Below are 20,927 nucleotides of genomic sequence, written 5' to 3' on the forward strand. Positions count from 1 at the left end.
CCAAGGTCAGGCGGGCAGCCGGTTGATCGCGTGCTGGCCGGTCGCCCACAGGTACTGCACCGCGTACGCGCGCCAGGGCCGCCAGGCCGCGGCGTGCCGGGTGAGCGCCACGGGGGTGACGGGCAGGCCCAGCTCCCGCGCAGCGGTGCGCACGCCCAGGTCGGTGGGGACGAACGCGTCCGGGTCGCCGAGCGCCCGCATCGCGATCATCTCGATGGTCCACGGGCCGAATCCGGGCAGCGCCGACAGCAGCTCCCGTGCCCTCCCCCAGTCGCTTCCCGCGCCCAGGTCGATCTCTTCGCGGGCCAGCGCGCCGATCAGCGTGGTCAGCGTCGTACGGCGGGTCCGGGGGAACGCCAGGGTCTCCGGGTCCAGCGCCGCCAGGGCGTCCATGCCGGGGAACAGGTGGGTCAGGCCGCCTTCGGGGTCGTCGACGGTCTCGCCGTGGGCGGTGACGAGCCGGGCGGCGTGGGTGCGGGCGGCGGCGGTCGACACCTGCTGGCCGAGCACGGCCCGTACGGCGAACTCGGCGGGGTCGACGGTGCGCGGCACCCGCCGGCCGGGGTCCTTGTCGACGTGCGGGGCCAGCAGCGGGTCGGTGCGCAGCAGGTCGTCGACGGCGACGGGGTCGGCGTCCAGGTCCAGCAGCCACCGGCAGCGGCTGATGGCGATGGACAGGTCCCGCAGGTCGGTCAGGTGCAGGCGGCAGGCGATGTGGTCGGGGGCCGGCCGCAGTGAGACGACGCCGTGGCCGTGGGGCAGGCGCAGGGTGCGCCGGTACGCGCCGTCGCGCCACTCCTCGACACCGGGCACGCCGGTCGCCGCCAGGTGCCCGAACAGGTTGTCGGGGCACAGCGGCGCGCGGAACGGCAGCCGCACCGACAGGGCGCCGGAGGCCGCGGCGGGGTGCCCGCGGGCGACCCGGTCGCGCAGGTCGGTCGGGGACATCGCGAACACCTGCCGCACGGTGTCGTTGAACGACCGTACGCTGGCGAACCCGGCGGCGAACGCGACGTCGCTCATCGGCAGGGAGCTGGTCTCGATCAGCAGCCGGGCCGTCTGGGCGCGCTGGGCGCGGGCGAGCGCGAGCGGACCGGCGCCGAGCTCGGCGAGCAGCTGGCGCTCGATCTGGCGGGTGCTGTACCCGAGCCGGGAGGCCAGGCCCGGCACGCCCTCCCGGTCGATCACCCCGTCGGCGATCAGCCGCATCGCGCGGGCGACCAGGTCGGCGCGCTCGTTCCACTGCGGGGAGCCGGGGCTGGCGTCCGGGCGGCATCGCTTGCACGCCCGGAACCCGGCCTGCTGGGCCGCCGCGGCGCTGGGGAAGAACCGCATGTTCTCCGGCTTCGGCGGCACGACGGGGCAGCTGGGGCGGCAGTAGATCCCGGTGGTGAGCACCGCGCCGAAGAACCAGCCGTCGAACCGCGCGTCCTTGGACTGCACGGCACGGATGCAGCGTTCCACGTCCTCATGCATACGACTAGCATCGCCGGTGGCCGCCGGGTTCTGCTCGCAGGAATCCGACATCAACCTGCGGGCCGCCGGCCGGAGCCCGGCGGATCGGCCGGGGCACAGGGCCGCGCCGGCGGCCTTCGCGCCTGGTCATCGGGCGCGGCACGGCCGCGCACGGTCGCGCGGCTCGGCCGCCCGGAGGTGTCGAGGTTCACCGGCCTGGTCGGCGATCGTGCCGCTGACCGTCACGGGCGTGCTCGGCGCCGAGGCGGGGTGCCGTGGGTGCGCCGGGCTCCGGCGCCGACGGCCTACCATCGGAGGATGTCGGTCACGGGGGGAAGTCCACAGCCCGGTCTGCCCTGGGAGGGGCGGCCGCGGCGCGCGGATCTGATCTGCTGGGCCGGGATCGCGCTGAGCGGCCTGTACGGCCTGGCGCTGATCCCGCTGCGCCCGCTGCTGATCGGCAAGAATCCGGTGCTGCTGGAGTTCCTGACCGGCAGCATGACCTCGATCGTCACCGCGGGGGCGTTCGCCCGGGTCGGGGAGGTGTCCCTGCCCCTGGCGGTCTTCGCCGCCGTGCCCGGCATGATCATGTTCGATCCGTTCTTCTGGTGGGCGGGACGGCTGTGGGGCCGGGGGATGCTCACGATCGCGGCCGGGCGCGGCGCCCGGGGCGCGCGGCTGATGGCCCGCGCCGAGCGTCTGGGTCACCGGCTCGGCTGGGTCGGCGTCGTCCTGGCCTACTACGTGCCGGTCCCGGCGGCGCTGCTGTTCGTCATCGCCGGGTGGACGGGCATGCGCCTGGTGACGTTCGTGCTCCTGGACGCGCTCGCCGCGCTGCTGTGGATCGGCATGCTCATCGGCCTGGGCTACTACCTCGGCCAGGACGCCGTCGACGTCGCCAAGACCATCTCCCACTACGGCACCTGGATCTCGATCGGCCTGATCGTCGCCGTCCTGGCCGTACGGAGTGTGCGCGGACGCCGCGACGCCCGCACCGAACCGGCCGCCGCCGAGGAGGAGACGTCGGGGCCCGCCGATCGGTCCGAGGTCGCCGCGGACGGCTGATCCCCCTCAGTGCGGCGGGGGCGGGATGGAGTCGAGGCCGGGGGGCGGCTCCGGCCACACCAGCAGCACGCGGCAGGGCGCGTGGTCGACGACGAACCTCGTCGGCGGGGCGAGGCTGCGGGGCCCCAGCCGGTCGCGGGCGCCGTCGCGTGCGCAGATGAGCAGGTCGGCGTCCTCGGTGGCCCGTACGACCTCGCGTTCGATCCGGCCGTGGGCGGCCTGCCGCGTCGCGGGGCGCCCGAGCCGGGCGGCGGCGGCCTCCAGGAGGTCCGCGGCGGCGGTCTGGGAGAGCGCCTCGAGCCGGGCGCCGGGGTCGCGGTCGCGGCGGCCCCGGCCGAGCAGGCCGGCGAACGCCTGGTGGGCGGCCGCGGCGATCTCGTCACCGGTCACGTGCAGGAGTGTCAGGTCGGCGTCTTCGGGGGCCAGGTCGCGGGCCGCGTCGACGGCGGCCTCCCAGGTGCCCTCCGCGACCCAGATGATCACTTTCACGGCGGGTCAGCCTCCGATCGTCGCCAGCACCACCCACAGTGCCACGGTCGCGGCCACCAGGGTGGCCGGTACGGTCAGCAGGCCGAGCCGGGTGAAGTCGCCCAGCCCGGGTTCGGCGTCGTGCTCGCGCAGGATCCGCCGCCACAGCAGGGTGGCCAGCGAACCGACGTAGGTCAGGTTCGGGCCGAGGTTGACTCCGATCAGCACCGCCAGCACCGGCCCGGGCCCGCCGGAGGCCACCAGCGGGAGCATCGCCAGCACGGCGGGCAGGTTGTTGATCAGGTTGGCCAGCAGCGCGGCCAGCCCGGCCACCGCCAGCAGCGCGGGCAGGCCCGATCCGTGCGGCAGCACCAGGTCCGCGCCCCGGTCCAGGCCGTTGACCACGACCGCCTTGACCACGATGCCCAGTGCGAGCACGAACAGGCAGAACAGCGGGCCGGCCGCCACCACCAGCTGCCGTGGCGTGGTCCGCCGCTGCCGCAGCGCCCGTACGGCCAGCACGAGCGCGCCGCCGAGGGCGGCCCAGGCCGGGTTCACGCCGGTGAACGACGTCACCGCGAACCCGGTGAGGGTCAGCGCCAGCACCACCACCGTGAACACCGGGATCCGTGGCCGCCCGACCGGCCGCGCCCCTCCCGGCACGACGGCCAGGTCGCCCCGGAAGTACCATCGGAACACCGCGTACTCCACGCCGATGACCGCCAGCCACGGCAGCGCCATCAGGCCGGCGAACCGCGCGAAGGACAGCCCGCTGGCCGCGAACGCCAGCAGGTTCGTCAGGTTCGACACCGGCAGCAGCAGGGACGCGGAGTTGGCCAGGTGGGTGCAGGCGTACACGTGCGGGCGGGACCGCGCCCCGACCCGCGCGGCGGTCGCGAACACCACCGGGGTCAGCAGCACCACCGTCGCGTCCAGGCTCAGCACCGCCGTGATCAGCGACGCGACGGCGAACACCCCGGCCAGCAGCCGCACCGGCCGCCCGTGGCACGCGCGCGCCACCAGGTCGCCGGCCGCGCCGAACAGTCCCTCGTCGTCGCACAGCTGCGCCAGCGCCAGCACCGCGGCCAGGAACCCGATCACCGGGAGCAGGGTGCGGGTCTGCGCCCATGCCTGTGCGGGCGACACCGCGCCGGCGGCCACCAGGACACCGGCCGCGGGCACCGCCGCGACCGCCTCCGGCAGCCCGCGCGGGCGGGCGACGGCGAACACCAGCACCGCCACCAGCAGCACGACGGCGATGACCTCGGCGACGACGGTGTGCAGCGCGCCCTCCCGGTGTGGAACGGTACGGCCCGCCGGCGAACCGCCTCAGTAAGGGGATATCAGCATCTCACCGCTGTTATCACCACAATTCACCCGCCCCGTTAAGGTGGCGGCTCGTGACGAGTTTCCTGGACGACCTGTTCTCCCTTGATACCCGCGTCGCGGTGGTGACCGGCGGCAGCTCCGGCATCGGCCGGGCCATCGCCACCGCCCTGGCCCGAGCCGGGGCACGCGTGGTCCTCATCGCGCGCCGCGAGGCCGAGCTGCGAGAGACGACCGCCGAACTGGAATCCCACGGCCGCCCCGCCGCGTACGTCCCGGCCGACCTGGCCGACCGCGCCCAGGTGAGGCGGGCCGCAGAGGAGGCCGCCCGGCCGTTCGGCGAGCCGGACATCCTCGTCAACTGCGCAGGGATCAACCTGCGGCCTCCGATGGACGACCTGGACGAGGACGCCTGGGACCGGACGATGGCCGTCAACCTCGACGCCCCCCACCTGCTCGGCCGGCGGTTCGGCCCGGGCATGGCGCGGCGCGGCCACGGCCGCATCATCAACATCGCCTCCCAGCAGTCCTTCCGCGCGTTCAGCAACAGCGGCGCCTACGGCGCCTCCAAGGGCGGCCTGGTCGCCCTGACCCGGTCCCAGGCCGAGGCCTGGTCTCCGCACGGCGTGTGCGTCAACGCGCTCGTGCCGGGGCTCGTGGTGACGCCGCTGCTCACGCACATCCCCGCCGAAAAGCAGGTCGCGATGGCCGAGCGCACCCTGATCGGCCGCAACGGCGAGCCCGCCGACTTCGCCGGCGCGGCCGTGTTCCTCGCGAGCGCCGCGTCGGCCTACGTCACCGGCCAGGCGATCTTCGTCGACGGAGGCTTCTCCGCCCACTGACCGGGCGTCCGCCCCCTCTCACAGGGCGCGGAAGGCTGCGCGGCCGGCGTTGTCCTGGCACTCGCGTTCCTGCGCGGCCGTCCACCCGAACACCGCGCGCAGCCTTTCGAACTCTCGGCCCAGGGTGGTGTTCGACACCGTGCGGGCGTCGGTGCTGACGGTGACGGGGATCCCGTGCCGCAGGAGCGTGTCGATGGGATGGGCGGCCGGTGCGCTCACCGCGCCGGTCTGCACGTTCGACGTCGGGCACATCTCCAGCACGATGTCGTCCTCGCGCAGCCGGCTCAGCAGCGCCGGGTCCTCCGCGCTGCGGACGCCGTGGCCGATGCGCTGGGCGCCGAGCACGTCGAGTGCCTCCCACACGCTGTCGGCGCCGGCGGCCTCACCGGCGTGGATCGTCACGGGGAGACCGGCGGCGTGGGCGGCGTCGAAGGCCTCCCGGTGCGGTGCTCCGGGCATCGTCTCGTCCCCGGCGAGGTCCAGGCCCGCGACGACGTCGCGGCGGTCGAGGGCGAGCCGGGCGACCTCGGCGCTGATCTGGGGCGGCTGGTGCCGAAGGCAGCACAGGATCAGGCTCGTGGTCACGCCCCATCGGCGGCTTCCCTCGGCCAGGCCCTCGGCCACGGCGTCCAGGACCTCCTCGGGCCGCAGGCCGGCCCGCTGGTGCAGTTGCGGGGCGAAGCGCACCTCCCCGTGGCCGACACCGTCGCCGGCCCAGTCCTCGACGAGTTCCATCGCCACCTCGTGCAGCGCCTCCGGTCGCTGCAGCACGTCGAGGGCGACATCGATGTACCCGAGGTACTGCGGCAATGTCCGGCACGAGGGCGGGGCCACCGCGAGCGTCTCCACCGGCCCGGGCAGCATCAGGCCCTGGGCGGCGGCCAGCCGGCGGATGGTCGCCGGCCGGACCGAGCCGTCCAGGTGGCAGTGCAGTTCGATTCGCCCGGTCACCGGCCCGCCTCGCACGCCAGGAGGGCCCCTTCCGCGCAGGCCCTGAACAGCATCTCCTTGAACGACGGCGAGTCGACGGCGCGTACGAGGTCCACGTTGGCGGCGGGCGCGTTCGCCCGCCGGTCCACGAGGAGGGCCCCGCGTGCCTCGTCCCCGACCGCCACGGTCGCGTGGACGCGTTCGGTCCGGCGCGTGATCTCCGGGCGCAGGGCGACCGCCATCGCGACGGGGTCGGGAAGGTCGTATCCCTTCAGGCCGGTCACCGTGGCCGCCCACTCGGCGACGCTCCGGTTGATCCGGTGTGCGAAGTCGGCGCGGACGGTGCCCATCGCGAGCAGCCTGGCCTGATCGTCGGCGTCCATCACGGCATACCGCCGGGAGACGTCCCAGCCGACGAACGTGATGGGCCCACCGGCGTCGAGCACGATGGCGGCGGCCTCCGGATCCGCCCATACGTTGAACTCCGCGACCGGACTGACGTTCCCCTGAGCGTCGGCGGCCCCGGCCATGCTGTAGACGTGGCGGAACCTCCGCAGGAGATCACGGTCTCGCATCAGGGCGGCGGCGATGTTCGTCAGGGGTCCCAGCGTGACCAGGGTGAGCTCCCCAGGCCTGGAGTGGGAGAGTTCGAGGAGCCGCTCGACCGCGTGTGCGGACTGCGCGGGCCGCGCCGGATCGGGAAGACCCACGTCTCCCATGCCGTCGACGCCGTGGACGTGTTGGGCGGTCTCCAGCGGACGGCGGAGGGGACGGTCGCAGCCGGGATACACCGGCACGTCGCCTCGTCCCCCGATGTCCAGGGCGATCAGCGCGTTGCGGGTCGCCGTGTCGAGCGGCACGTTCCCGGCCACGGTCGTCACCGCTTCGATCTCCGTCATCGGCTCCGCGCACGCCAGGAGCAGGGCGACGGCGTCGTCCGACGCCGTGTCCGTGTCGATCACCAGGCGAAGGGGGCCGGCCGCCCGTCCCGGCGTGCCGTCATCAGCGTTCATCCGATCTCCTTGTCTAATCGATTAGACACCGTAGAGGAGCGAGAGGTCGAAACGGAAGGGGCGCGGTGGCGGACGCCCGCGCGGGATGCGACGCTGGGACGTCGAGGGCCGGATGAGTGCCGAAAGTCGGAGGGAACGTTGGGTGTCACGCTGGCGGACGTCGCCCGCCGTGCGCAGACGTCGACGGCGGTGGTGAGTTACGTCATCAACAACGGCCCGCGCCCGGTGGCCGCGTCGACGCGCGAACGCGTCCTGCAGGCGATCGCGGAGCTCGGCTATCGCCCCGATCGGGTGGCGCGGGCGCTCCGGGCGAAGCGCAGCGGGGTGATCGGCGTCCTCCTACCGGATACCGCCAACCCGTTCTTCGCGTCGCTGGGCCAGGCGATCGAGGCCGCCGCCTTCGACGCGGGGCGGCTCGTCGTCGTAGGCAACGCCGGCTTCGACCCCGACCGCGAAGAGGCGTACGTGCACGCCTTCCTCGACTCCCGGGCGGAGGGGCTGGTGGTCGTGAGCACCCGGCACAGCCCGCGCGCCGTCGACGCCCTCGCCTCGGCGCCGGTCCCGGCCGTGTACGTCCACCACGCGCCGCCGGGCACCCCCTCGGCCGCGGTCCTGGCGGACAACGACGGCGGCGGGCAGCTGGCGACCACACATCTACTCGACCACGGGCATCAGAGCGTCGCCGTGCTCGCCGGCCCCGACGACGCCGGGCCGCTGGGCGGGCGGGTCGCCGGATGGCGGCGGGCGCTGGCCGAACACGGCGTCCCCGACGACCGGCGGATCGAATCCCGTGGCGCCCTCACCCGGGCCGGCGGCCACGCGAGCATGCGGAGACTCCTCGAGCACGAGGACAGGCCGACCGCGGTCTTCGCCGCCACGGACGAACTCGCCGTCGGCGCTCTGCACGCCGTCGCCGAAGCCGGCCTGCGCGTGCCCGGCGACATCGCGCTGGTCGGCTTCGACGGTGTACCGGAGGCCGAGTTCACCAATCCCTCGCTCACGACGATCGGCGTGCCGGCCGAGCGCATGGCGCGGTCGGCCATCGCGAGCCTCGATCGGGCATGGCAGGGTCAGGAGCGACCGGGCGGCACGGAGATCCTCCCGGTCTCGCTGATCCGGCGCGCCAGCTGCGGTTGCGTGCCGCCGACATCGCGGTGAACGGGCCGGGATCCCGATCCGCGGTCGCCGCGACGCCGGCCGGCCGGGATCTCATCCGCGGTCGCCGCGACGCTGGGCCGGACGATCGCCGAGCCACGTCCGCAGCGCCCACTGCCAGCGGAGCGCGCCGGCCAGGGTCTCCGCCGGAGGCAGCGGCTCGCCGAACGACGTCAGCGCGGCCAGGCGGTGCAGCCGGTGCTTGACGGTGTTCGGGTGGACGTGCAGTGCGGCGGCGGTCCGATCGACGCGCCCGCCGTGCTCCAGGTACGCCAAGGCCGTCTCGGCCAGAAGCCGGTGGAACTCGTCCTCGGCGTCCAGTCCCGGAAGGCGCTCCCGGGCGAGAAGCTCGCCGAGCTTGGTATGGGCGTCCAGGGCCATCGGGACCGCCAGCGCCGTCAGCTCCCACAACCCGTCCAGCCCCCGCCGACGCGCCGACGCCAGTGCGGTACGGCACAGCCGGTACACCTCGGCCAGCTCGCCGGGCGGGACCGCCGGACCGGCCACCACCAGGATCGCGGCACCGGCGGGCGGCCGGGTCGTCACCGCGCACAGCCGCCCGTCGACCAGCCCCGACACGCCGTCCGGGAGGCCGAGGGCGGCTTCCGCGCGCCGCGCCTCCCGGGGGTCGCCGATGTCGGTGACCAGGCAGTGGTAGCCGCGCCGTACGTCCAGGCCGGCGTCGGCGGCGCCCGACACCGGGCCCCCGGCGAGCAGGTCCCGCAGCGCCTGCACGCGGGCGGCGTGCGCGGAGTGCGCCAGGCTCAGCTCAGTCTCCCGGAACGCGTGGATGAGGCGGTTCTGCAGCCCGTTCGCGTACGCGTCGAGCTCCATGAGCTCCTCGATCAGCCCGTCGAGGGACACCCCCGCCGAACGGGCCTCGTTCAGCAGCCGTTTCAGGATGTACGAGCGCGCGGCCTGGAAGCCGTCCAGCAGCGCGGCGAGGGGCACTCCCTGCAGCGCCCGGTCGGTGGCGAGCCGGTCGGCGACCCGGGCGTCGTCCTCGTTCAGTCCCGACTCGTCGATGAACGCCGCCGACACCACCGCCAGCAGCGCCGCGATGTGCCGCCGGACCTCCTGCACCGGCAGCGCCGCGATCGGCGGGGAGTCGGCGCGGGCGGCCTCGACGACGGCTTCGAGGGTGCCCGGGTCGGCGCGCATCTTCTCCATGAGACGGCGGAGGACGGCGCGTTCCGTCATGTTCGTCTCCTGGCACTGGGCGTCACGGGAGCTCCTCCCGTGACGCCCAGTGTGGACCGGATCAGCTCGCCGGGGTCAGGGCCGCGATGGCCTCCGGGGCGGCCTGGCCGATCCGCTCGCGCTGGGGGAAGACTCCGACGGGGACGCGGGCGACCTCCGTCGCCGTCGCGTAGTCGACGACCGACACGGCGTTCGCCTTGCTCAGGGACACGAAGCAGCGTTTGCCGTCGACGCTGCTGGTCCCCCAGTAGGGCAGGCTGTTCGTCGGGTAGGTGACGGTCCCCTTGGTGGACAGGTCGGCGGTGTTCACGATCGCGGTGTAGTCGTCGATCGTGCCGACGTCGCACAGTTTCGCGCCGTCGCCGGACAGCGCCAGGCCGTGGTGCGCGGAGTTCTGCGGGTAGTCGTCCGGCTTGAGCGCCTTGCCGTGGTCGCTGTACGGCATGGTGACCGTCGCGACGATCTTCGACTGGGCCAGGTCGTACTTGATGAAGCCGTTGAGGTAGGACTGCTGGGCGTAGAAGGTGTTGCCGTCCGGCGCGATGAGGTTCGGCCGGATCCCGTGCGGGAACTTCCAGGTCTTGACGACCTTGAGGGTGGCGGTGTCGACCTTCGTCAGCTGGAAGGTGCCCTTGAGTCCCTCGAGCGCCTGCGGCAGGGACGTCACCCCGATGCTGGAGTTGTAGATGTACCGGCCGTCGGCGGTGTAGTCGTTCTGGTGCGGGTAGGTGCCGGTGGCGAACTTCCCGACGACCGCTCCGGTCGCGGTGTCCAGCACCTCGGCGACCTGCGCGGTCGTCGCCGAGATCACGTACCTCGTGCCGTCCGGGGACAGCGCCGCGTGGTCGGCGTGGAAGCCGTCCAGGCGGGTGTGCCACAGCTGGCGTTTCGAGACCAGGTCGTAGGCCGCCGCGTCGTCGAGGTTGCCGCGCGAGACGTACAGCGTCTTCCCGTCCGGGGACAGTTGCACGTCGTCGACGAACCGGTCGCCGCCCTCGATCTGCTTGACCGTCTCGTACCCGGCCCGCTGGATCGGGTCCATCTCGTCGAGCCGCTGCTGCAGGTCGCCGATGACGTCGAACGACCCGAGATTCTGGTACGTGCGCCCGTCGATGAAGCTGACGCTGCCGGTCTGGCTGTTGCCGACCAACAACACGTCCCGCAGTCCGGCAGCGCCGGCCGTGCTCACCGGAACGGACAGCACCGCGGCCGTGGCCGCGCAGATCACCAGGGCCCTGAGTCTCCTGCCGGACATCTCGTCTCCTCACGAACCGCCGTCGTCGGTACGACACCGCGTCCAGTCTGAGTACGGTGCGGGCGGCGGCACAGAGCACCGGGGCCAACGTCGGGAGGCTCCGATGTCGCCCATCGACAACGGGCCGGGCCCGTCAGGCCGAGACCGTGTCGGCGGCGTTCCTGATGGCTTCGAGACGTGTCTTGTGCTCGCAGCCCCAGTCGCCGAGAGGGCGCAGGGCCTCGATGAGGGTCGTGCCGATGGCGGTCAGGGAGTACTCGACCTTCGGCGGGACCACGTTGTGCACCTCGCGGTGCACCACCTCGTCGCGTTCGAGCTCGCGCAGGTGCTGGATCAGCATCTTCTCGCTCACCCCGTCCAGCGAGCGCTTGAGCTCACCGAACCGCTTCGGGCCGCTGCTCAGCGTCCACAGGATGAGCACCTTCCACTTGCCGCCGACCACGTCGATGGCGGCGTCCAGCCCGCCGACGAACGTCTGGCATTTGCGCCCTGACATGCTCACACACCTCCAGGTAAGTACCTGACTAAAAGGTAGGTACTTGCCGCATCGTAACCATCACGCCGATGATCGTCACGTGACGGACGCGCGCTGACCGCGGCGCGGGCGGCCGTCGCCGGCGGCGCACTCCCCCACCCGCCGCCGTGCCATCTCCTGTCGACAGAACGAGTTCTGCCATGCCTGTCTCCGTGTTCTCCCTCATGCTCGTGGTCTTCGGGCTCACGACCGGCGAGTTCGTGATCGCCGGGATCCTGCCCGACGTGGCCGCCGACCTGTCGGTGTCCATCCCGCGGCCGGCCTGCTGGTCACCGCCTACGCCGCCGGAATGATCGTCGGCGGTCCGGTCGTCACCGTGCTCACGGCCCGGGTCGCCCGCAAACCGCTCATCGCCGGCCTCATCGCGGTCTCCGTGCTCGGGAACCTGGGTTCGGCGGCGGCACCGAACCACGCCGTCCTCCTGCTGTCGCGGTTCGTCGCGGGCCTGGTCGTCGCCACGTTCTTCGCGGTCGCCATCGCCACCGTCATCTCCACGGCCCCCGCCGGAAGACAGGCGTCCAGCGTCGCGAAGGTGGCCCTGGGGATGAACCTGGGAATCATCCTCGGCACGCCGATCGGCACGTTCATCGGCCAGCACCTCGGCTGGCGGGTGACCTTCCTCGCGGTCGCGGCGTTCAGCGCGGTCGCCCTGCTGCTCGTGCTGCGGTTCGTTCCCGCCCAGCCGCCGGCCACGACCGGATCGGTCCTGCGTGAGCTCCGGGTGTTCGCGAACCGCGACCTTCAGCTGGCCATCGCCTTGAGCGCGGTGGGCAACGTCGGCGTCGTGACGGTCTTCACCTACATCACGCCCCTGCTCACCGACGTCGGCGGGTTCGCCGCGGACATGGTCCCGGCTCTGCTCCTCGGCTACGGCGCCGGCGCGGTCATCGGGAACTTCGCCGGAGGCCGCCTGGCGGACCGGGCGCTGATGCCGGCACTGGCCGGGCTGCTCGCCGTGCTCGCGGGCGTCCTGACGGTGTTCTGGCTGGTCGGCGACCTCAAGGTGCCCGCCGCGGCCCTGACGTTCCTCATCGGGGGGCTGGCCTTCGCCATCGTCCCCGGGATGCAGACGCGGGTGGTGGCCGCGGCCGGAACGGCGCCCACCCTCGCGGTCGCGGTCAACGCCTCCGGCTTCCAGCTCGCCGCCGCGTTCGCCGGCTGGCTGGGCGGGCGGATCATCGACGGCGGGCCGGGGCTGCGGGCGATCCCTCTCGCCGGCGCGCTCCTCACCGTGGCCGGCCTGGGCATCGCGGCGCTCCTGCTGCGCCGGGACCGCCGCGCGTCCACCGCCCCTGCCGACCGCGTCCCCGCCTGATCAGGAGTTCGCCATGACCCCCCTTTTGGAAGGCAAGGTCGCCCTCGTCACCGGCGGTTCGCGCGGGATCGGCGCCGCGACCGCCCGCGCACTGGCGGCCGACGGCGCGGCGGTGGCGATCAGCTACGTCGCCTCCGGGGAGAAGGCCGGGTCGGTGGTGGCCGATCTGGAACGCTCCGGGGTCCGCGCCGCCGCCTACCGGGCCGACCAGGCCGATCCCCGCCAGGTCGGCGACCTCGTACGGTCCGTGGCGGCCGACTTCGGACGCCTCGACGTCCTGGTGAACAACGCCGCGGCGTACGTCACCGGCAGAGTCGACGAGCCCGACCGCGACGTCGCCGCCTTCGACCGGCAGTTCGCCGTCAACGTCGGCGGCGTCATCGCGGGCATCCGGGCCGCCGCCCAGGTCATCGGGGACGGCGGGCGCATCGTCTCCGTCGGGTCGCACCTCGCCGGCCGCGCCGGGTTCGCGGGCGTCGCCGACTATGCGGCGACCAAGGCCGCGATCGTCGGCTACAGCAAGGCGGCGGCCCGCGACCTGGGCCCTCGGGGCATCACCGTCAACGTCGTCCAGTCCGGGTCCGTCGCCACCGACATGAACCCGGCCGACGGGCCGTTCGCGGACGTGCAGCGGGCGGCCAACGCGATGGGGCGCTTCGGGCGGCCGGAGGAGATCGCGGCGGGGATCGCGTTCCTGGCCGGTCCGGGCGCGTCCTTCGTCACCGGCGCCGTCCTGACCATCGACGGCGGCTACCTGGCCTGATCGGCCTGCCGGTACGGGAGCCACCACCCGCCACAGCGACCGCGCCGTCGAGCGGCTCGGCTCGGCCGCCTGGAAACCGGCCAGGCCGGGTGAGGGACTTCGGCTACGCCGAGGGACGTATGCGGGAAGCCTCCCGCGATACGACGACGGCCGCCGTGACCGCCTCCGACGATGGTGCGACATCACCGTCATCGGAGGGGATCACATGCACACCGACCGCCAGGCGGCCTGACACTGATGCCAGCGTCACCCTCCGCTGACCAAGGGGAGCACATGACAGCCGGACCAGCCGCCGCCACCTCGCGAAGAGCCCGCAAGGTCTGGCTGATGTTCATCGTCGCCACCATCTTCGGCGCGGTCCTTGTCAGCCCCTACCTGCTCCTGAACATCAACGACAGCCGCTTGGACGTCAGCGGCGAAGCCCACTACGCCGTGCTCGTCGCCCACGTCTTCACGGCCTTCATCGCCCTCGTCCTGGGCCCCCTCCAGTTCGTCCCGGCCATCCGGACACGCGGACAGGTCCACCGCACGATCGGCCGCCTCTACCTCCTCGCCGGGGTCCTGCCCTCCGCCGTCGCCGCCGTCCCGGTAGCCCTGCTGTCCGGCCGCCTCATCACCCAGATCGGCCTGACCATCCCGGCCGTCCTCTGGTTCGTCACCGGCGTCCTCGCCTACCGGGCGGCTCGCCGCCACGACTACATCCGTCACCAGAACTGGATGACGCGCAACTACGCCCTGACCTTCCTCGCCGTCACCTCCCGCATCCTGGTCCCGCTCCTCCTCCTCGCCCAGATCCCCTTCACCGCCACCAGCGCGGGCTCCATCGGCGACAACGCCCCATCCATGATCCCCATCGGCCAGGCCCTCGGCTGGATGGTCAACCTCGTCGCAGCGGAAGTCCTCATCAGACGCCGCCGATCACGTTCCGCGAGGAGCGGATGGTGGCTCCCCTATCGAAAGGCCTGATCGCACGGCGCGCCGGTGGCCCGGATGTCAGCCGGCGGAGTCGTTGGGCGGGCCGCCCAGCAGGTCGTTCGCCGACCGGTGGACCTTGGCCAGCGCGCTCATCAGGTGGCGGCGCTCGGTCGCGGTGAGGTCCGCGGTGATCTTCTCCTCCAGGAGCCGGCGTTCGGCCTCGATCGGCTCGCGCAGCGCGTGTCCCGCCTCGGTGAGCCAGAGCCGTACGAGGCGGCTGTCGCGGTCGTCGCGGCGACGGGTGAGCAGCCCGGCCGTGGCCATGCGGGTGGCCATCTTGACGACCGTGGGGGTGGTGACGTTGAGCGCGGCGGCGACCTCACCGGGGGTGCTGCCGTCGTGCTCCCACAGCACCGCGAGCAGGTGATCCTGGCCGAGGTGCAGGCCGTGGCGTCGCAGGGCGGCGTCGGCCGCCGCCCGGACCACTTTGTTCGTCCGGCCGTGCAGGTCCAGGAACTCGGGCATCGGGCCCTCCAGGGCATCGCGGAACGAGCCCGCGGACAGATCGATTGACGGCTAATCATTTCCCGGCTAACGTCTTGCGGCGTAATCGTTAGACGGCAAACGACCTTAGGGAATCCCGATGATACTGGTCACCGGCGCCACCGGAAACGTCGGCCGCGAGCTCGTCCGGCAGCTCGCCGCCGAAGACGCCGAATTCCGCATCCTCGTACGCGACCCCGCCCGCGCCGCCGCGCTGCCCGCCCGCGCCGAGCGCGCCGTCGCGGACCTGGACGACCCGGCGACCCTGACGCCCGCCTTCGCCGGCGTCGACCGGCTGTTCCTGCTCACACCCGGAATCGGGATCGAGCACACCGCCCGCGCCGTCGCCGCCGCCCGGGCGGCCGGAGTGAGCCGCATCGTCCACCTGTCTTCCTTCAACGTCCTCGGCGACCCGATGCCCGCCATGGGCCGCTGGCACCACGAACGAGAGGAGGCGATCCGCGCCTCCGGCATCCCCGCCACCTTCCTGCGGCCCGGCGGCTTCATGACCAACGCCTTCGACTGGCTGCCCACCATCCACGAGGAGGGCTTCATCCTGGACCCGATCGGCCCCGGCCGCTACGCGCCGATCGACCCGGCGGACATCGCGGCGGTCGCGGCCCTCGCCCTCACCGAGGACGGCCACCAGGGCGAGGAGTACGTCCTCACCGGCGAGGAGACCTTCACCGTCACCGAGCAGGCCCGGATCCTGGCGGAGGCGATCGGCCGTCCCCTCGAGGTCCGCGAGATCGCCACGCCGCAGGAGGCCGTACGCGCGCGGTTCCCCCACGGCGCTCCCCCGGCACTCGCCGACGCCATCGTCGAAGGGTTCACCCTCATGCGCGCCGACACCACCGGGCTCCGCACCGACACCGTACGGCGGCTGCTGGGACGCGCACCGGCCACCTTCGCCGACTGGTGCGCCCGTAACGCCGCCGCCTTCACCGTCCGATAGCGGCGGGAAATCCCGGGTGCGGCAGGTCGTGAACAGGGTCATGGTCTGCCCGTACGAGCGCAGCGTGTCGGCGTCGAGATGGCGGCGGGCCAGGAACGCTTCGGTGGCCTCGCCCGCAGGTGGGCATGGTTCGAGCGTCGAACCATCAGGGGTTCGGATCCAGGAGGGCGAGGCCGCGTTCGGTGGTCAGATACAGTACGCGGCGTCCGCTCCGCTCGCCTGCGATGAGGCCCGACGAGCTCGGCGATGCACTTCGCCGACTGGCCATCAGGGTTCGCCAGGCCCGATCTCTCACACAGTGAGAGACCCCCGAGCGACGCTCAACCACTGTCCCCGGTCAGTACGCCTAGCGCCGCCATCACGCTACGGCGGTTCCCTCAAGCTCGATCATCAGGTCGGGGATCGCCAGCCGTGTCACCCCGAGCATCGTGGTGGACGGTGCCACCCCGGCGGCGCCCAACCGCGACGCCAGCACGCCGTAGTGCTCGAAGAGCCGATCGACGTCGGTGGTGTAGACGTTGAGCCGGACGAGGTTCGCGAGGGACATTCCGGCCTCGCCGAGCACGGCCTCCAGGTTGTCGAGGCTCAGCGCCAACTGCGCCGCCATGTCACCGGCATGCTGGGGCTTGCCGTCGCCGCTCATCGCGGTCTGCCCGGAGCAGTACAGGGTCCGGGTGTGCCCGGAGACGATCTCGCCCTGGTTGTACCCCATCTCCACCGACCACGCCCAGGGGTTGACCGCGGTGCGCTCCATTGCCACATCAGCTCCATTCGATTCATCGAGAGTACGTACGCCCATCGGCTCAGCGGCCTGGGTCGTGTTGATGAGCCTGCCAACAAATCACGACATCCTGTGTCGTGTATTTCGGTAGGTTTCGTCGTATGCGCGCCGACCGGTTGGTCTCGCTGGTGCTGCTGCTGCGGCAGCACGGTCGGCTGTCCGCGGCCGCGTTGGCCCGCGAGCTGGAGGTCTCCACCCGCACCGTGCTGCGCGACATCGAGGCGCTGTCCGCGGCCGGCGTCCCCGTCTACGCCGAACGCGGCCGGCACGGCGGTTTCGCGTTGTTGCCCGGTTTCCGGACCGAGCTCACCGGACTGAACCCCGACGAGGCGCTCGCCCTGGTGGTCGCCGGATCGCGGCGCGGCGCGCAGGCGTTCGGTCTCGGGTCGGCGCTGGCTTCGGCCATGCTCAAGGTGGTCGACGCGCGCCCCGAAAGCCATCGAGACATCGCGGCCGGCGCGGCCCAGCGACTGCTCATCGACCCGGAGACCGACCTCCTCTCGCGCCGGCTGGTCGCCGAGGAGGTGCCGGACGCCGTGGTGGCCGAGGTCCGGCGCGCGGTGTTCGCGAGACACAGGCTGCGCATCCACTACGCGGCCGTGGGCCAGAGCCCGAAGTGGCGCACGGTGGACCCGATCGGCCTGGTCACCGTACGCGACCAGGGCTACTTGCTGGCCACGAGGTCCGGCGCGGACCGCACCTACCGGCTGTCCCGGGTCCTGGCCGCCGAGGAACTCGCCGAACCCGCACAGCGACCAGACCGGGTCGATCTGGACCGGGCCTGGCAGGAACGCAGCACACGGTTCCGGACGGGCGGCGACCAGGTCACCGTGCTGGTACGGATGGACCCGGCGCGGCGGGAGGACCTGGTGGGCACCGCGCTGGCCGTCCGCGCCGAAGAAACCGACCCAGACGGCCGGCTGCGGCTGGAGGTGACCTTCCAAGATCCGAGACACGCCGAATGGGCGCTGTGGCACCTCGCCACGAGCGCGGAAGCCCTGGCCCCACAGTGGTTGCGCGCCGCCCTGCGCGACCGCGCCGCCGCGATCGCCACCGCCTACGAGCGCCGGCCTGAGAGCTGATGGGCGATCGCCGAGTTGTCACGCCGATCCACCCCCGCGACGTGGGTAAGGGCTAGGTGGTCGTTCGGGACCGGGCCTCGGCGGCCCAGGAGGGTGCGTTCCATCGGTCGGCGATGGTGGCGGCCTGGGTGAAGTGGGCGGTGGCCTCGTGGTCGCGGCCGAGGAGGACGGCCAGCTCGCCGAGGGTGTGGGCGACCGGGCGCAGCGCCAGCGACAGGCTCGTGGCGCCCGCCGGGGGGCCGTCGCGGTGCGGAAGCAGCGTCGTGTAGATCTCCTCGGCGGCGTCGCGGTCGTTCAGGGCGATGATGGCCATCGCGCGCAACGTTGTGAGGAAGGTGAAGAAGAAGTCGGGGCGGATCGGGCTGGATGACGCGCGGACCTCGCGGGCTTCGGCGTCCAGGCCGTTGGCGTGGAGGGCGAGCGCGAGCAGGTCGGAGACCATGGGGCCGAGCGCGGCGTGGAGGGCGCGCACGTCGTCCAGGTGCGCGCCGAGCGTGCCGTCGTTCAGCCAGATCACGGCCAGGGCGAGTTGGAGAAAGCCCGCGGCGTGCACCGATCCGATGCGCCGCATGCCCTCGTCGGCCTTGAGGTAGAGGAGTTCGGCGTCGGCGATTCGGCCTTCGATGAGCGCCAGGGTCGCCAGCGTGATCTCGGTGACGGCGATCGCCTCGGGCATCCGGTAGGTGCGCGCGAGTTCCAGGGCCTCGGTGGTCACCTGGTGCATGGTCACCGGGTCGTTGGCGGCGGCGGCGACGCCGGCGTGGTTGAGCAGCCCGGTGACGCGGTAGACCGGCAGGTCGTGCTCGGTGCCGATCTCCACGAGCTCCCGGCAGAGCTCGGCGTCGCCGTGGACTTCGGCCAGGATCGCGAGTGCCGCGGCCCGCAGCCGGGGTTCGGTGGCGAGGTCGAGTGCCTCCTGCGCCGCCTCCAGGACGGTCGGGTCGTCCTCGCCGACCAGTTCGTTCGCGTACGCCGACAGGAGCCGGGACCGCACCGGAGGGGTCAGGTCGCGCTTCAGCAGGCGGCTCAGGCGGTCGACGATGGGCCGGTCCACCGTGCCGTACGTACGGGCCTGCCAGGGGGTCGGTTCTGTCCACGCGGTGAATGCGGCGATCATCAGGTCGTCGCGGCCCAGGGACTCCGCGTACTCCACGGCTTCGCGGCGTGTCTCGCGGGCGGCTCCGACGGCTCCCGCCCGGATCTGCGCGCGCAGCAGCCTGCCGAGCAGTTCGACGCGTTCGTCCGGTCCCGTCGAGTTGGTGACGGCGTCGGTGAGGAGGTCGGCCGCCACGTCGTGGGCGTAGCGGGCCTCGGCGAGCTCGGCGGCCTGGACGCAGTAGCCGACGGCCTTCGGTGAGCCGGCGCGCGTGTAGTGGTGGGCCAGCGCCGCGATGTCGTCGGTGCCTTCCAGGGCGTCGGCGATCCGGGCGTGCATCCGGGTGGCACGCAATCTGCTGACGTCGGCGATGAGCGTGTCCCTGACGAGGGCGTGGACGAAGCGGATGAGGCCGGGGCCGGGCTCGTCGAGGAGCCCGGCGATGACGCCCGCGTCCAGCGCGTCCATCACGCCGTCCTCGTCGGCGTCGGCGGCCTTGACGAGGACGTCCACCGAGCTTTCCCGGCCTGCGACCGCGGCGAGCCGGAGGATGGACACGCCTCCCTCGGGCAGGCGCGCGAACCGGCGGCGGAGGACGTCCCGTACGCCCTCGGGGACCTCGGAGAGGGCGACCAGCGCGCCTTCGCCGTTCACCAGCCGGGCGCTTTCGCGCACGTAGAACGGGTTGCCGCCGGTGCGCTCGGCGATCCCGGCGATGGTCTCCTCGTCGGCCTCGCATTCGGTCCGTACGAGCTCCGCGACGGCCTCGTCGGTCAGCCCCGGCAGCGCCAGGCGGAGGGGCGTGGCGCGCGCGAGGGAGGCCAGCGTTTCGGTGAGGTGCCCGCTCTCGTCCGCGCGGTACGCGGCGACGACCAGGATCGGGGCCCGCGTGCCGAGGCCGCCGCCGAGCAGTTCCAGCGTGGCGGCGTCCGCCCAGTGCAGGTCGTCCAGCACGACGGCGACCGGGCGTTCCGTGGCGACCGCCGCGAGCCACTTCCACACGGCCTGGCGCAGCCGGAACCGTCCCGCGGTGGCGTCGGCGGTCACCGGCTCGGTGTCGGTGAGCAGCGGCGCGAGGTCGTCCGCGAACCCGCCCGGGGACGTGGTCGCGGCGACGGCTCTCAGCGCCTCGGTCCAGGCCCACGCGGGCGGCGCGCTGTCGACCTCGGGGCAGCGGCCGACGGCGACCAGCCACCCGTCACGTTCGAGCCGCCTGCCGAGGTGTTCCAGCAGCGTCGACTTGCCGAGCCCGGCCTCGCCGGTGACAAGGGCGATGCGGGCGCCGTCGGTGGCGGCCTCGGCGGCGGCCGTGACCAGTGCCGACAGCTGTGCCTCGCGTCCGACGAACGGCGCCTCGACGATCGGAGCCGGCCGCGGCGGCGGTGCGGCCGGCGGTGGCGGGGGCACGGTCGCGCGCATGACGTCCGTGCGCTGGGTGAGGATCGCCTCCTCCAACGCCGTCAGGTCCGGGCCGGGGTCGAGTCCGAGCTCCTCGGCGAGGATGCCGCGGGCGCGGCGGAGCGTCGCCAGCGCGTCGGCTTGGCGGCCGCTGCTCCACAGCGCCAGGGCGTGCAGCCGCCAGCCCTCCTCGCGGAGGGGCTCGTCGCGGGTGAGCCGCTCGGCCTCGGGAACCACCGCGGCGGGGTCGCCGATTCGCAGACCCGCCGCGACGTGCAGTTCGGTGGCGACCAGGCGCAGCTCGTTCAGCCGGGCCGTCTCGGCGGCGGCCCACGGCTCGTCGGCGACCTCGGCGAACGCCGGTCCCTGCCACAGCCCCAGCGCCTCGGCGAGCCGAGCCTGGGCGGCGCGCGGGTCGGTGTCCGTACGGGCCTGGTCGAGCAGGTCCTCGAACCGCCACGCGTCCACCGACTCCGGTGGCAGCCGCAGCGCATAACCGGGTGCCGCGCTCACCAGCAGCCGGGCCGGTGTGCGCGGCGGGCGTCCGGGCTCCAGCAGCCGGCGCAGGTTGGACACGTACGCCTGCAGGGACATCAGCGCCCGCGCGGGCGGTTCCCCGCGCCACAGATCCTCGATCATCCGGTCGACGGGCACGACCTGCCCGCGCGCCGCCACCAGCAACGCCAGCACGCCCCGCTGCCGAGGCCCGCCGAGGTGAACGGCCTCACCGTTCACCTCGGCCGTGAACGAGCCCAGCACCCGGACGAAGACCATGATCCGCACATCGTACGTGGACTGGTCCAAGTCAACTCCAAGTGCCCTCCAAACGCCCGGG

General features: G+C 73.1%; 20 protein-coding genes. 9 read left to right on the forward strand and 11 right to left on the reverse strand.

Annotation, left to right across the window (positions count from 1 at the left end; all coding sequences use genetic code 11):
- Positions 1-6: 6 nt before the first annotated feature.
- Complete coding sequence (locus tag ACYVF7_RS28860) at positions 7-1,476, reverse strand: AlkA N-terminal domain-containing protein (RefSeq protein WP_460346933.1); 1,470 nt, start codon at positions 1,474-1,476, stop codon at positions 7-9.
- A 297-nt stretch (positions 1,477-1,773) separates the two neighbouring features.
- Here ACYVF7_RS28860 and ACYVF7_RS28865 point away from each other — a divergent pair, with 297 nt between their 5' ends.
- A complete protein-coding gene (locus ACYVF7_RS28865) occupies positions 1,774-2,520 on the forward strand; it encodes a DedA family protein (protein WP_460346935.1) in 747 nt (248 codons plus the stop codon).
- 6 nt (positions 2,521-2,526) lie between these two features.
- On the opposite strand, the gene ACYVF7_RS28870 is transcribed toward ACYVF7_RS28865, so the two are convergent.
- Both ACYVF7_RS28870 and ACYVF7_RS28875 read right to left on the reverse strand, forming a co-directional pair.
- Positions 2,527-3,009 carry a universal stress protein gene (locus ACYVF7_RS28870; protein WP_460346937.1) on the reverse strand — a complete coding sequence of 161 codons (483 nt, stop codon included), beginning with the start codon at positions 3,007-3,009 and terminating at the stop codon, positions 2,527-2,529.
- Positions 3,010-3,015: 6 nt separating this feature from the next.
- Positions 3,016-4,239 carry an SLC13 family permease gene (locus ACYVF7_RS28875; RefSeq protein WP_460346939.1) on the reverse strand — a complete coding sequence of 408 codons (1,224 nt, stop codon included), beginning with the start codon at positions 4,237-4,239 and terminating at the stop codon, positions 3,016-3,018.
- A 149-nt stretch (positions 4,240-4,388) separates the two neighbouring features.
- Between ACYVF7_RS28875 and ACYVF7_RS28880 the strand changes: the two genes are divergently transcribed.
- Entirely contained in the window at positions 4,389-5,156 is a 768-nt protein-coding gene (locus ACYVF7_RS28880) for an SDR family NAD(P)-dependent oxidoreductase (RefSeq protein ID WP_460346941.1), read from the forward strand.
- An 18-nt stretch (positions 5,157-5,174) separates the two neighbouring features.
- Here ACYVF7_RS28880 and add read toward each other — a convergent pair whose 3' ends face one another.
- Positions 5,175-6,107 (reverse strand): adenosine deaminase, encoded by a 933-nt coding sequence (add, locus tag ACYVF7_RS28885; protein ID WP_460346943.1) that lies wholly within the window; start codon positions 6,105-6,107, stop codon positions 5,175-5,177.
- Complete coding sequence (locus tag ACYVF7_RS28890) at positions 6,104-7,099, reverse strand: nucleoside hydrolase (protein ID WP_460346945.1); 996 nt, start codon at positions 7,097-7,099, stop codon at positions 6,104-6,106. The genes add and ACYVF7_RS28890 overlap by 4 nt, the downstream gene beginning before the upstream one ends.
- A 138-nt stretch (positions 7,100-7,237) precedes the next feature.
- Between ACYVF7_RS28890 and ACYVF7_RS28895 the strand changes: the two genes are divergently transcribed.
- A complete protein-coding gene (locus ACYVF7_RS28895) occupies positions 7,238-8,257 on the forward strand; it encodes a LacI family DNA-binding transcriptional regulator (protein ID WP_460346947.1) in 1,020 nt (339 codons plus the stop codon).
- Positions 8,258-8,308: 51 nt separating this feature from the next.
- Here ACYVF7_RS28895 and ACYVF7_RS28900 read toward each other — a convergent pair whose 3' ends face one another.
- From ACYVF7_RS28900 to ACYVF7_RS28910, 3 genes are all read right to left on the reverse strand, one after another.
- Entirely contained in the window at positions 8,309-9,454 is a 1,146-nt protein-coding gene (locus ACYVF7_RS28900) for a PucR family transcriptional regulator (protein WP_460346949.1), read from the reverse strand.
- Positions 9,455-9,515: 61 nt separating this feature from the next.
- Positions 9,516-10,709 carry a YncE family protein gene (locus tag ACYVF7_RS28905; protein ID WP_460346951.1) on the reverse strand — a complete coding sequence of 398 codons (1,194 nt, stop codon included), beginning with the start codon at positions 10,707-10,709 and terminating at the stop codon, positions 9,516-9,518.
- A gap of 133 nt (positions 10,710-10,842) precedes the next feature.
- Positions 10,843-11,205 (reverse strand): winged helix-turn-helix transcriptional regulator, encoded by a 363-nt coding sequence (locus ACYVF7_RS28910; protein WP_460346953.1) that lies wholly within the window; start codon positions 11,203-11,205, stop codon positions 10,843-10,845.
- 179 nt (positions 11,206-11,384) lie between these two features.
- Here ACYVF7_RS28910 and ACYVF7_RS28915 point away from each other — a divergent pair, with 179 nt between their 5' ends.
- The 4 genes from ACYVF7_RS28915 (at position 11,385) to ACYVF7_RS28930 (ending at position 14,288) form a co-directional block, all read left to right on the forward strand.
- Positions 11,385-11,537 carry a hypothetical protein gene (locus ACYVF7_RS28915; RefSeq protein WP_460346955.1) on the forward strand — a complete coding sequence of 51 codons (153 nt, stop codon included), beginning with the start codon at positions 11,385-11,387 and terminating at the stop codon, positions 11,535-11,537.
- Positions 11,534-12,559, forward strand: coding sequence for an MFS transporter (locus ACYVF7_RS28920; protein WP_460346957.1), 1,026 nt, complete (start codon positions 11,534-11,536; stop codon positions 12,557-12,559). The genes ACYVF7_RS28915 and ACYVF7_RS28920 overlap by 4 nt, the downstream gene beginning before the upstream one ends.
- A gap of 13 nt (positions 12,560-12,572) precedes the next feature.
- Positions 12,573-13,322: an SDR family NAD(P)-dependent oxidoreductase gene (locus ACYVF7_RS28925; protein WP_460346959.1), complete on the forward strand. Its 750-nt coding sequence runs from the start codon at positions 12,573-12,575 to the stop codon at positions 13,320-13,322.
- A 273-nt stretch (positions 13,323-13,595) separates the two neighbouring features.
- On the forward strand, positions 13,596-14,288 hold the full coding sequence (locus ACYVF7_RS28930) for a DUF2306 domain-containing protein (RefSeq protein ID WP_460346961.1): 693 nt from the start codon (positions 13,596-13,598) through the stop codon (positions 14,286-14,288).
- 27 nt (positions 14,289-14,315) lie between these two features.
- Here the strand turns inward: ACYVF7_RS28930 and ACYVF7_RS28935 are convergent, their stop codons facing one another.
- Positions 14,316-14,762 carry a MarR family winged helix-turn-helix transcriptional regulator gene (locus tag ACYVF7_RS28935; protein WP_460346963.1) on the reverse strand — a complete coding sequence of 149 codons (447 nt, stop codon included), beginning with the start codon at positions 14,760-14,762 and terminating at the stop codon, positions 14,316-14,318.
- 118 nt (positions 14,763-14,880) lie between these two features.
- Between ACYVF7_RS28935 and ACYVF7_RS28940 the strand changes: the two genes are divergently transcribed.
- Positions 14,881-15,735 carry an NAD(P)H-binding protein gene (locus ACYVF7_RS28940; RefSeq protein WP_460346965.1) on the forward strand — a complete coding sequence of 285 codons (855 nt, stop codon included), beginning with the start codon at positions 14,881-14,883 and terminating at the stop codon, positions 15,733-15,735.
- Positions 15,736-16,093: 358 nt separating this feature from the next.
- On the opposite strand, the gene ACYVF7_RS28945 is transcribed toward ACYVF7_RS28940, so the two are convergent.
- Positions 16,094-16,489 carry a RidA family protein gene (locus ACYVF7_RS28945; protein WP_460358165.1) on the reverse strand — a complete coding sequence of 132 codons (396 nt, stop codon included), beginning with the start codon at positions 16,487-16,489 and terminating at the stop codon, positions 16,094-16,096.
- A 128-nt stretch (positions 16,490-16,617) separates the two neighbouring features.
- Here ACYVF7_RS28945 and ACYVF7_RS28950 point away from each other — a divergent pair, with 128 nt between their 5' ends.
- Complete coding sequence (locus ACYVF7_RS28950) at positions 16,618-17,598, forward strand: helix-turn-helix transcriptional regulator (protein ID WP_460346967.1); 981 nt, start codon at positions 16,618-16,620, stop codon at positions 17,596-17,598.
- A 52-nt stretch (positions 17,599-17,650) separates the two neighbouring features.
- On the opposite strand, the gene ACYVF7_RS28955 is transcribed toward ACYVF7_RS28950, so the two are convergent.
- On the reverse strand, positions 17,651-20,896 hold the full coding sequence (locus tag ACYVF7_RS28955) for a BTAD domain-containing putative transcriptional regulator (protein ID WP_460346969.1): 3,246 nt from the start codon (positions 20,894-20,896) through the stop codon (positions 17,651-17,653).
- Between the last annotated feature and the right edge of the window lie 31 nt (positions 20,897-20,927).

The organism is Actinoallomurus acanthiterrae, assembly GCF_054775715.1.

What these genes read in the sequence shown, in the direction of transcription:
- ACYVF7_RS28860 (WP_460346933.1), bottom strand. Translation starts at nt 1,476, where the DNA reads ATGCATGAGGACGTGGAACGCTGCATCCGTGCCGTGCAGTCCAAGGAC.
- ACYVF7_RS28865 (WP_460346935.1), top strand. Translation starts at nt 1,774, where the DNA reads ATGTCGGTCACGGGGGGAAGTCCACAGCCCGGTCTGCCCTGGGAGGGG.
- ACYVF7_RS28890 (WP_460346945.1), bottom strand. Translation starts at nt 7,099, where the DNA reads ATGAACGCTGATGACGGCACGCCGGGACGGGCGGCCGGCCCCCTTCGC.
- ACYVF7_RS28900 (WP_460346949.1), bottom strand. Translation starts at nt 9,454, where the DNA reads ATGACGGAACGCGCCGTCCTCCGCCGTCTCATGGAGAAGATGCGCGCC.
- ACYVF7_RS28905 (WP_460346951.1), bottom strand. Translation starts at nt 10,709, where the DNA reads ATGTCCGGCAGGAGACTCAGGGCCCTGGTGATCTGCGCGGCCACGGCC.
- ACYVF7_RS28910 (WP_460346953.1), bottom strand. Translation starts at nt 11,205, where the DNA reads ATGTCAGGGCGCAAATGCCAGACGTTCGTCGGCGGGCTGGACGCCGCC.
- ACYVF7_RS28915 (WP_460346955.1), top strand. Translation starts at nt 11,385, where the DNA reads ATGCCTGTCTCCGTGTTCTCCCTCATGCTCGTGGTCTTCGGGCTCACG.
- ACYVF7_RS28920 (WP_460346957.1), top strand. Translation starts at nt 11,534, where the DNA reads ATGATCGTCGGCGGTCCGGTCGTCACCGTGCTCACGGCCCGGGTCGCC.
- ACYVF7_RS28925 (WP_460346959.1), top strand. Translation starts at nt 12,573, where the DNA reads ATGACCCCCCTTTTGGAAGGCAAGGTCGCCCTCGTCACCGGCGGTTCG.
- ACYVF7_RS28930 (WP_460346961.1), top strand. Translation starts at nt 13,596, where the DNA reads ATGACAGCCGGACCAGCCGCCGCCACCTCGCGAAGAGCCCGCAAGGTC.
- ACYVF7_RS28935 (WP_460346963.1), bottom strand. Translation starts at nt 14,762, where the DNA reads ATGCCCGAGTTCCTGGACCTGCACGGCCGGACGAACAAAGTGGTCCGG.
- ACYVF7_RS28940 (WP_460346965.1), top strand. Translation starts at nt 14,881, where the DNA reads ATGATACTGGTCACCGGCGCCACCGGAAACGTCGGCCGCGAGCTCGTC.
- ACYVF7_RS28945 (WP_460358165.1), bottom strand. Translation starts at nt 16,489, where the DNA reads ATGGAGCGCACCGCGGTCAACCCCTGGGCGTGGTCGGTGGAGATGGGG.
- ACYVF7_RS28950 (WP_460346967.1), top strand. Translation starts at nt 16,618, where the DNA reads ATGCGCGCCGACCGGTTGGTCTCGCTGGTGCTGCTGCTGCGGCAGCAC.